This window comes from Halorhabdus amylolytica, assembly GCF_004944975.1.
Taxonomy (GTDB): Archaea; Halobacteriota; Halobacteria; order Halobacteriales; family Haloarculaceae; genus Halorhabdus; species Halorhabdus amylolytica.
Map to the genome: position 1 here is coordinate 145,127 of NZ_SPQG01000003.1, position 9,455 is coordinate 154,581.

The window sequence follows — 9,455 nt, forward strand, 5'->3', positions numbered from 1 at the left end:
AGTGAGCAATTCAGAAGTTCGAATCCGGGGATATCTCAGAAGGCCGTCTCAGGGGAAGTTCGTTTCAGAAGTCCATTCATACGGATTATTGTAGATTATTCCCGGATGACGCCGACCCGGGGGTCGACGGATACCGGTACATCACGACAATAATCCGTATCAGGCGTGTTCGAGTTCGAGCGGCCAGTACCCGGCTTCGCGCATCGCCTCGCCGACGGCCGTATGAAAGGCCGGGAAGTCCTCGAAGGTCTCCTCGTCGACGTGTTCGAAGATGTCCGCCACGCTGAGGACCCGTTCGTGGTCGATACGGACGGGGTGGTCGCCGAACTCGTCGACAAACGCTTCCGCAGAGACGGGAAAATCCTCGTCGTCGACCTTCTTGGCGATGATCGCCTGTCCGTACTTGCGTCGACCCTCGCTCCCTGCCTCGCCGTCCGGGTCGTGAGGCCAGTCCATACCCGGTAGTGTGTGTTCCCGGCCAAAAGGATTGTCCCCCGGCGGTCGTCCTTCGAGTGCTTTCGACCACGAAAGGTATTAATGGGAGATGGGCGAGGCATCTAACAGCGTCTCAGTGCCGACGGATGTTGTCGGCGCGGGGTGATACAATGGTCGAAGACAACGGAACTAGCGGAGTCGACGGGCGTAGCGACGACGGGGGTCCCGGAAGCGAGTCCGGTCCGGGTCACGGAGCCGATCGACTGGCCGACGAAAACGACCCGTCGGGGGGCGGACAGCCCTTCCAGACGGCCGGAAACGCAGAGCCCTCCCCTCGTGGTAACGACGGCGGCGGATCCTGGCTCCCGGGAGGTGCCAGGTGGACGCCGCTGACGATCCTGGCAGTGCTGGTCCTCGTTGGCGGTGTGGCGGCCGCCGGCGCGTTCATTGCCACTGGCGGAGACGTTCCAATGCTTGGCGCCAGCGGTGGGTCAGCGTCTCTCGACGCCGTTCCGGAAGACGTCGATATTGTGATGTACGCCGACGGGGGGATCGTCGACGACGACACGACGAAGACGATGGTGAACGGTGTCCTCGAGATGAGCAGTCAGGATCCCTCGTATTCAGGCCCGAGTAATTACGACGAACTACTTTCGGAAGCCAACAGTGAAACTGCCCTCGACGTCGACGCGTTCGACTCCGCGACGATGTTCGCCACGTATCCCGAGGGGTCGGCGGCGACAGCCGAGTACGCGGGAGCCGTCATCGAGTCCGACTGGACGGAGGACGATCTCGTGAACTCGATCGAGGAGACAGGCGGATCCGTCCAGGAACAGACCTACGCCGGGACGACGGTGTACGTACAGACGTCCGAATTCGGAACGGATACCTGGCTGGCCCCGCTCGGTGACGGGACGTTCGTCGTGGGCACCGAGGTGGCTGTCACGGACGCGATCGACGTCGAGAACGGTGACGCGAACGCCTTGAGTGGCGACCTCCGAAGCTCGTTCACTGATCTCCGTGACGGCTACGTCAAGTTCGCGGCGACGCTGCCCGAGGACGCGAGCGGACAGGCCGGTTCCATCCCTCAGGGTGGACGGTTAGCTCAGAACGTCCGGGCCGCTTCGGGCGTCTACTACACGAGCGGTGAGGATGTCGGGATGGAAGTCCACCTGACCGGGACCGACCAGAGCAGCGCGGAATCCGTCAAGGAGTCCATCGACGGCCTGCTCTCGTTCGCGGCAGTCGGTGCCCAGGACAGCCCGACAGCCGACCTGATCGATGCCATGGAAGTCAGCCAGGACGGCCAACAGGTCACTATCACCTTCGAATACCCGGCCCAGAAACTCGTGACTGTCATGGAACAGCTGTCCGGCGTGGAACCGACCGCCTGAAAGACTTCTCTCGATAGATATTCCCTGCTCTCCATGCGCCTTCGCCCCCTCCTCGTCAAAGAGCTCGTCTGGAGCAAGCGTAACGTCGTTGCGCTCGTCGTATTGCTGGTAGCGGTTCCGGCAGTGTTCGCCGGCGCGAGCGTCGGCTTTCAGACCGTGATCCCCACCGACATGCCGATCGGAGTCGTCGGCACCGACGGGGACGTCACTGACGACGACCTGACGATCGTCGAGGGTGCCGTCACGTTTTTCTCCGATCCCGTCAGATACGACTCGAAGTCAACTGCGATCGACGATCTCCGCCGGGAACGAGTGTACGCAGTCGTCGAAGTCCCGCCGAACGTCGGCACGCGGTCCGACGGACGCCTGGACTTCACGCTATACGTTGACGGTAGCCTGGTCCCGTTTCGGGAGACATCGAAAGTGATCACCAACAACGTCAACGCGCGGCTGTCCTCAGCCCTCCCCATGGACGTTCGGATCTCCAGAACCGTAGTCGAGCCGACACATACCCTGCCGGAATACCTGATCCCACTGCTCCTGTTCGGAGTCGTGGCGCTGTTTGCGTTCACGTTCGTTCCCTATAACCTGGCGGGCGAACGGACCGCCCTCGACCGGATCCGGACGGAATCTTCGCTGGAGGCGCTCGTGATCGCCAAACTTACGTTCTTCACGGCATTGATGGCCGTTCCCCTGATCGTCTTCCGGCTAGCGACCGGGCACTTCGGTTACGACGTCGCCGTTCTGGCTCCGGGTGCCATCGCCGCCCTGCTCCTCTCGTTTCTGTTCATGGCGGCGGTGGCGATGGCGATCATGTTCCTGACCCGCTTCTCGACGAGCGGCCGGTTCGTCAACGTCATCCTGCTGTTCGGACTGTTCGCGTTCGGCGGACTGATCTACCCGGTCGGCTTCTTCTCCTCGATCCGGCGCGCGATCGCCCGGTTGATACCCCTCCACTACGGCATGATCCTCACACGGAGTGCGATGCTCAAAGATGTCCCTCTCGACATCTTCAGCGAGTGGTTCGCCGGTCTCTTCGGGGTGGTCGTCCTCGCCGGGATCGGCCTGGAACTGACGATCGTGGCCTACAGACGGAGGAGCACATGACTGTCGAACGATTCGGCACACGGAGGGGCACATGAACTCGACAAACGGCGATACAGAACCGACGCTCGCAGTCGAGGACCTCCGGCGGGAGTACGGCCCGATCACCGCGCTGGACGACGTCTCACTCGCTGTTCGACCGGGACAGGTCCACTGTCTGGTGGGTCCAAACGGGTCGGGCAAGACGACATTGTTCCGAACGTTGTTGGGGCTCATCACCCCGACTGAAGGACACCTCCGGCGGCCCGAGGCCACCGTCGGTGTGGGCTTCCAGCGCCCGGTGTATTACCCCGATCTAACGGTCGAGGAAAACCTCGACGTGTTCGCTCGACTGATGGACGCACCCCGAGACGGGTGGCGCAAACGCGTCGTCGAGGTACTCGGACTGGAGCGGGTCGGTCATCGTCAGGCCGGTGACCTTTCCGGCGGGTTCCGGAAGAAACTCGACCTCGCGCTGGCGGTGCTCAAGCGACCCCGGTTCCTGTTGCTCGACGAACCGCTTTCGGACTTAGACGACGTCACGCAGAACAGACTCCTGGAGTTCCTCTCGGAATACGCCGAAGGTGGGAACGCTGTGCTCGTCTCGACCCACCGCATCGAGGACTTTGCGACCGTACTCGACCGACTAACTATCCTCGACGGGGGCCGGATCGTCCTCGATCGGTCCCGGGCCGAATTGACAGATCGTGATGAATCGATGACAGGAATCTACACCGAACTCGTCGGACCGGGGTGAAGTGGCCGACGGCGGCACTGATATACCTCCATTTTCGTTTTTGAGAAATACAGTAAGTTTAAGGAACAAGACGATAGTTTTTTGCCCCCCTGTACGAACCGTTGTGGTGTAGCGTCCACCGCGACGGGCGTCGTCAGCGACAACCCTACGAGAGGACACAACAATGGATCCATCGGGAGGTAAATCGGAACCGGATGGCCCGCGCATCGACGCGGAACACACCGGCGATCAATTTTACATCATCTACGACCGGGCGAACTTCGACGCCTGGATCCAGTCCGATTATCACGTCGATCGAACGGCCTGGCGGTGACCCTTCCGTTACGAAGGTCGTCGCCGGTACGTTCCGCATGTCGTCGTTTCCCCGCCGCTGGGATTCGCTTCTCGAAATCCCTGTTGTCGTCTGTTGACAGTCGAAATCGCGTTTTCCGTCGGTGAGGGGCGTCCGGTGCGGTGGTTCTCTCCGCCGAAGTGGCCGCGATCGATCGTCGAGCGTAACGTCCTTGTTTCCGGCCGGAGAGATATAGCCATGCGATCGACGGTCCGTGAACACGTTCCGCTTCTGACCGCGGTGCTTTCGGTCGTCTCGCTTGCGCTGGTGGTCGGCGTGGTAGCCGGAGTGGTCCCCTCGGGCGTCCTCCCGCGGCCCTCGGACAGTCTGTTGGCCACGCTCCCACACGTCAACGCCGTCCTCAGCGCCCTCGCACTGGTCGCGATCGTCGCGGGCCTCGCGGCGATCCGTCGTGGGGACGTTCCTGTCCACCGTCGGCGTATGGGCACCGCGTTCGGACTGTTCGTGCTTTTCCTGGGGAGTTACCTCTACCGGATCGCTCTCCAGGGACCGACGACCTTCGAGGGGCCGGCAGCGATCGAACCGTTCTATTACCTCCTGCTCGCGATCCACGTCTCACTGGCGATCATCTGTCTGCCGCTACTGTATTACGTCCTCCTGCTCGCTTACGGGTACGACCCAGGTGACCTCTCCGAGACCAATCACCCGCGGGTCGGCCGGATCGCCGCGCCGCTGTGGGCGATCTCCTTCGCGCTCGGGATTGTCGTCTACCTCGCGCTTTACGTGATCTTCCCGGCGTAAAACGGGGACATCCCGGCGTTCGTGAAGCTGATCCCGATCAGTCGTCGGCGACTTCGGGAACGCCGATCGCGGGGGAGTCGATCTCCCGGTCGCTGGTTTCGCCGTCGATGTCGTAAGGGTACTCGCCGGTGACACACCCCAGACAGAGGTCGCCACGGTCGGTCTCGAGAGTCTCCGCGATCGAGTCGATCGAGAGATACGACAGACTGTCGGCACCGATCTCCTCGCGGATCTCCTCGACCGAGCGGTCGGCGGCTATCAGTTCCTCGCGGGATGCCATGTCGATCCCCATGTAACAGGGTGCGACGATTGGTGGCGCACCGATCCGCATGTGGATCTCCTCCGCGCCGGCCTCGCGCAGCAAGTCGATCAACTGTGTCGAGGTCGTCCCGCGGACGATCGAGTCGTCGATCAGGGTAACGCTCTTGCCCTCGATCGTGTTCTTGATCGGATTGAGTTTCAGTCGGACGGCCTGCTCACGCTCGTCCTGGGTCGGCATGATGAACGTCCGGCCAACGTAGCGATTCTTCATCAGCCCTTCGGCGAACTCGACGTCCTCGGCGGCGGCGGCGTACCCCGAGGCGAACGCACGCCCCGAGTCGGGGACCGGCAACACGACGTCCGTGTCGATGCCGGACTCCTCGTAGAGCTTCCGTCCGAGGTCGCGGCGGGCGTCGTAGACGAGCTGCCCGTCGACGACCGAGTCCGGGCGGGCGAAGTAGACGTACTCGAAGAAACAGTGAGCCGTCCGGTCCGTCTCGACGAGTTGGTAGGTGTCATAGCCCTCGCCGTCCGGATGGAGGACGACCAGTTCGCCCGGTCGGACGTCCCGGATCAACTCCCCACCGAGCGTGTCGATCGCGACGGATTCCGAAGCGATGACGTAACCGTCCTCGAGCTCGCCGATGCAAAGCGGGCGGTTGCCCTGGGGGTCCCGGACGCCCAGTACGGTGTCGTCGTGGGTGATCGTCAACGCATAGGAGCCGTGGATGCGTTCCATCGTGCGTTTGACCGCCCGGACGAGGTCCGATTCGAGGAGGTTTCGTGCCAGATCGTGAGCGATGACTTCGGTGTCACCGTCCGAAGTGAACGCATGTCCCAGCTCGGCGAGTTCCTCCCGGACGGCGTCGGCGTTTACCAGATTGCCGTTGTGACTCAGGCCCAGCGAGCCACTCTTGAACGAGACGGTAAACGGCTGGGCACAGTCCTTGTCGACGCTGCCGGCAGTCGGATACCGGACGTGGCCGATCCCGACCGAGCCGGCCAGCCCGGCGATGTCCTCGGCGTCGAAGGCGTCCCCGACCAGTCCCATCTCCACGTGGCTGTGTTGCTGGAAGCCGTCGTGGGTGACGATCCCGGCCGATTCCTGGCCGCGGTGCTGGAGGGCGTACAGCGAGTAATAAAGCGGTCGGGCGGCCTCGCGGTCGGCGAGTGAGACGCCGACGACGCCGCACTTCTCTTCCATATGCCTATTCGCCGGCTTTGTCCTGCCACTCGTAATCGCGTCGCTTGGCCGACTTGCCGAAGCCACACGACGAGCAGACGCCCTTCGAGGCGTGATAGGACTTCTCGCCACAGCGCCGACACTTAACGTGTGTCGTCTTGTTCTTCTTCCCCTGACTCGGCGTTCCTTTCCCGGTCATGGACGTATCGAGACGACGTTGTCGCCGCGTATAATCGTTGTGTCTTGGTCGTCTGCAAGCACCAGGTTCATGTGCTGGTCGTAGCCGGAGAGTTCGCCGACGCGCTCGGTCCCATCTTTGAGGGCGACGATCACTTCGGTTCCCAGCGACGCCTCCAGCACGTCGAGTGGTTTCTCGCTCATACGAAAGGAACCGGGCGACGTCGGCATAAACGTACCGTTCTATTGATCATTCTCCGTCGGGCTGACCGCGAACGGTGCGTACGATCGGACGGACGCGACGAAGGTAGCGAGCAGATCGGCGGCCGTCCAGATCCCGACGCGGTTGTCCATCCCTCGAGCTGCCAATCGAGTCCCAGCGAGTAATTCCAGTCCGGAGGCGAATGTAACCGGATCGCCGATCTCGACGAGATCGCGGGCGGCGTCGCCGTCCTCTACGCCGACGTCAACGTACTGTTCGGCCACGTCTTCGACGCTCTCATCCGCTTGATCGCGCAGGTGGATCGCCGTCTGGCCGACGACGCCGGCGACGGGGCCCTCGTCAGTGTGGACGGTGACGTGTTGCCCGCGGGTGACCGTCCGGTCGGAGCCGCCGATCCGGGACAGTCGCAGGTACCCGTCCTCGGTGACGTCCCTGACCATGAATCCGATCTCGTCGCCGTGTCCTGCGATCGCGATTTCCGTCTCGCCGCCCTCGTGGACTGCCACGGCGTTCGTACTCGTCCGTCCGTACCTCGTCGGCGAACTCCGAGACGTATTCGACCCAGACGCGCTGGCTTGGCGTTTCGAACCCTGAGGGGCTCGGGGTGTCCAGAAGCGATTCGAGGAACTCCCGCTGTGGGTCCTACATACGATCACTCCGCGAGGTACCACCAAGAACATCACGCCTGCTACCGGCGGAACTTCTATGTTCTCGCCCTCCGATCCCGCTGGTATGACGGAGTTCACGTTTTTCGAGCTACACTTCGAGGAAGGTTCGATCCCTGCAGTCGGCGGGCTCGAAACGGCTGACGACGATGCAAGTGACGATCAGGATGACGGATCATGTGGTCCGGGCTTCGGAACAATCGTTCTCGGTTTCGTGGTCCTGATGCTCGCTTTCGCCCTCGCCCGCAAATTGCTTTCCGAGACCACTGTAGACAGGACGTGACTGAGACCACTGTAGACAGGACGTGACTGAGACCACTGTAGACAGGACGTGAGGTGTCGTCGTCACGATATCTGATCCGTGACGGAAAGAGTAGGTCGGTCCGATGTCGTCGTGCGATCGGTCGCCGGCGACGAGGGAGGTAAGCGTCCTACTTTCGGGGACGGAACAAGATCCGGGTGCCGGCGTAGGCACCGAGGACGATCCCGATTCCGGCGACGATCCCGTGAACGCTCAGTGACGCGACGCCGGTGTAGAGGTTCGTCACGTTACACCCCGGCGCGAGCTTCGCCCCGACTCCCATCAACACGCCGCCGGAAACGGGAGAGACACCGATCGAGCGCGTCGGCGCCTCGAGAGCGAACTCGCCACTGGTGACTGCCGCGAGAAACGCACCCGCGAGGAACCCGGCGATGACTCCCATACCGGGGGAGACGCCGCCGGGGTACGCGGCCGCGAGGCCGGGAACGGCATCCAGAACGTCGATACTGACCGTGCCGAACGCGAGTGCGACCCACCCCTCCAGTGGGCCGGAGACGGTCCAGACGCCCGAGACGGCGATCCAGACGGTCGCCGTCAATGCGATCCCGATGCCACTGGTGCGTGGATCCCACGGTCGACGGAGCACGCGTTCGAGATCAATCCCGGACGTGCGTGCTTGGACGTACCGTTTCGTTCCCTCACGGAGGCCAGCCAGTCCGACGACGATCGACGCCCGAAATCTGGCAATTTGACTCTCGTCTTCGTCAATTTCGCCTTCGAAGTGTCGACGGATGGATCCAGTGACGGCGGCGTACGCGAGGACGACGGCCCCGACGAACGCGATGGCGACGACGGGTGCCGAGACGGGGAGTGCAAAGGCGGTGGTGCCCGTCCCGAGCCACAGCGGCGTGAAGTACCACTCTCCAAGCCAGGGATGAATCAGTCCTGTGAGGACGAACCCGACGACGCCGCCCGCGAGAACGAGCGCGTACTGGCCGCTGCCGCTGGCGACCCGCCAAAGCGTACTCGTCAGACACGCACCTGCGAGGATCATCCCGACGCCGAAGAGAGCCCCGCCGAACAGGCCGTAGACACCCCACGACGGCAGCCAGAAACTGGCTCCACCGCCGAACAGATAGGCGCCACTCCATGTGAGTGTGGTGAGTACCGTGGCGAGCAGGATACCCCCGCCGACTCGCGACGACCGGAACAGGAAAAAGTCCGACAGTGCACTCGCATAGCAGATCCGTCCCTTCTGGAAGCAGACGCCGAACCCGATCCCGGCCACCAGCGCGAACGCGAGTTCACTCATCGCTGTCGTACCCACAGCCACGGAGGACGTCCGCAGGGACAGACTTGAGTTCGAATGAACCGTCGCCGCCCTCACAGACGACCTCGTAATCGCCGGGTTCATTCGGAACGGTGACCTGTCTGGTGACGGTCTCCCCCGGCGGTACGGTCACGTCCAACGGTTCGAAATCACTTCGAAGGACGTGTTTCCGGTTGTCCCGGTTCTCGAAGACGACCGTCACGTCGTGGCCCGCGGCGATCTCCAGGGATGTCGGTGTGAACGTTCCATCACGGATCGTGACGGTCGTTCGATGCCCCGCGTCTTCGGTGGTCGCCCCAGGACCCGACGCGTCGAGACAGCCACCCGTCCCCCCAACAGCCCCCGTCACCAGTACTCCGAGGAACTGTCGACGTCTCAATGTCATTCTTCGAATAGGATAACGTTGCCGGTACTTCGATAAAACCGTTACGACCGGCGCTCGCACGGTCGAGAGCTGACGGTCTGTCCTGGCCCGGTTGCTTCCGGACAGTCGGGCGGCGTCGATCGGACTCGTGAAGGGGGACCGGTCACCCCTCATACGGATTATGGTAGATTATTCCCGGATGACGCCGACCCGGGGGTCGACGGATAC

At 62.8% G+C, this 9,455-nt stretch carries 12 protein-coding genes and 1 pseudogene; 6 read left to right on the top strand and 7 right to left on the bottom strand.

Going from position 1 to position 9,455, the window contains the following annotated elements:
• Window positions 1–159 precede the first annotated feature (159 nt).
• Entirely contained in the window at window positions 160–456 is a 297-nt protein-coding gene (locus E3374_RS05430; protein WP_136688009.1) for a DUF5785 family protein, read from the bottom strand.
• A 149-nt stretch (window positions 457–605) separates the two neighbouring features.
• Here E3374_RS05430 and E3374_RS05435 point away from each other — a divergent pair, with 149 nt between their 5' ends.
• The 5 genes from E3374_RS05435 (at window position 606) to E3374_RS05450 (ending at window position 4,762) form a co-directional block, all read left to right on the top strand.
• Window positions 606–1,829 carry a hypothetical protein gene (locus E3374_RS05435; protein ID WP_136688010.1) on the top strand — a complete coding sequence of 408 codons (1,224 nt, stop codon included), beginning with the start codon at window positions 606–608 and terminating at the stop codon, window positions 1,827–1,829.
• Between the two features lie 33 nt (window positions 1,830–1,862).
• A complete protein-coding gene (locus E3374_RS05440) occupies window positions 1,863–2,936 on the top strand; it encodes an ABC transporter permease (protein WP_136688011.1) in 1,074 nt (357 codons plus the stop codon).
• 31 nt (window positions 2,937–2,967) lie between these two features.
• Entirely contained in the window at window positions 2,968–3,669 is a 702-nt protein-coding gene (locus E3374_RS05445) for an ABC transporter ATP-binding protein (RefSeq protein WP_136688012.1), read from the top strand.
• Between the two features lie 163 nt (window positions 3,670–3,832).
• Window positions 3,833–3,982 carry a hypothetical protein gene (locus tag E3374_RS17080; RefSeq protein WP_169051782.1) on the top strand — a complete coding sequence of 50 codons (150 nt, stop codon included), beginning with the start codon at window positions 3,833–3,835 and terminating at the stop codon, window positions 3,980–3,982.
• A gap of 216 nt (window positions 3,983–4,198) precedes the next feature.
• Window positions 4,199–4,762: a DUF420 domain-containing protein gene (locus E3374_RS05450; RefSeq protein ID WP_136688013.1), complete on the top strand. Its 564-nt coding sequence runs from the start codon at window positions 4,199–4,201 to the stop codon at window positions 4,760–4,762.
• A 37-nt stretch (window positions 4,763–4,799) separates the two neighbouring features.
• Here E3374_RS05450 and purF read toward each other — a convergent pair whose 3' ends face one another.
• The 4 genes and pseudogenes from purF to E3374_RS05470 all read right to left on the bottom strand — a co-directional run.
• Window positions 4,800–6,227, bottom strand: a complete 1,428-nt coding sequence (purF, locus tag E3374_RS05455; protein WP_136688014.1) for an amidophosphoribosyltransferase — start codon at window positions 6,225–6,227, stop codon at window positions 4,800–4,802.
• Between the two features lie 4 nt (window positions 6,228–6,231).
• Complete coding sequence (locus tag E3374_RS05460; RefSeq protein WP_135661783.1) at window positions 6,232–6,405, bottom strand: 50S ribosomal protein L37e; 174 nt, start codon at window positions 6,403–6,405, stop codon at window positions 6,232–6,234.
• Entirely contained in the window at window positions 6,402–6,587 is a 186-nt protein-coding gene (locus E3374_RS05465; protein ID WP_136688015.1) for an LSM domain-containing protein, read from the bottom strand. The genes E3374_RS05460 and E3374_RS05465 overlap by 4 nt, the downstream gene beginning before the upstream one ends.
• 45 nt (window positions 6,588–6,632) lie before the next feature.
• A pseudogene (locus E3374_RS05470) lies at window positions 6,633–7,218 on the bottom strand (M42 family peptidase); the annotation flags it as partial.
• A 120-nt stretch (window positions 7,219–7,338) separates the two neighbouring features.
• Between E3374_RS05470 and E3374_RS05475 the strand changes: the two are divergent.
• Entirely contained in the window at window positions 7,339–7,554 is a 216-nt protein-coding gene (locus E3374_RS05475) for a hypothetical protein (RefSeq protein WP_136688016.1), read from the top strand.
• Between the two features lie 148 nt (window positions 7,555–7,702).
• Here E3374_RS05475 and E3374_RS05480 read toward each other — a convergent pair whose 3' ends face one another.
• A complete protein-coding gene (locus tag E3374_RS05480; RefSeq protein ID WP_136688017.1) occupies window positions 7,703–8,845 on the bottom strand; it encodes a YeeE/YedE family protein in 1,143 nt (380 codons plus the stop codon).
• On the bottom strand, window positions 8,838–9,248 hold the full coding sequence (locus tag E3374_RS05485) for a cupredoxin domain-containing protein (RefSeq protein WP_136688018.1): 411 nt from the start codon (window positions 9,246–9,248) through the stop codon (window positions 8,838–8,840). The genes E3374_RS05480 and E3374_RS05485 overlap by 8 nt, the downstream gene beginning before the upstream one ends.
• Window positions 9,249–9,455: the final 207 nt, after the last annotated feature.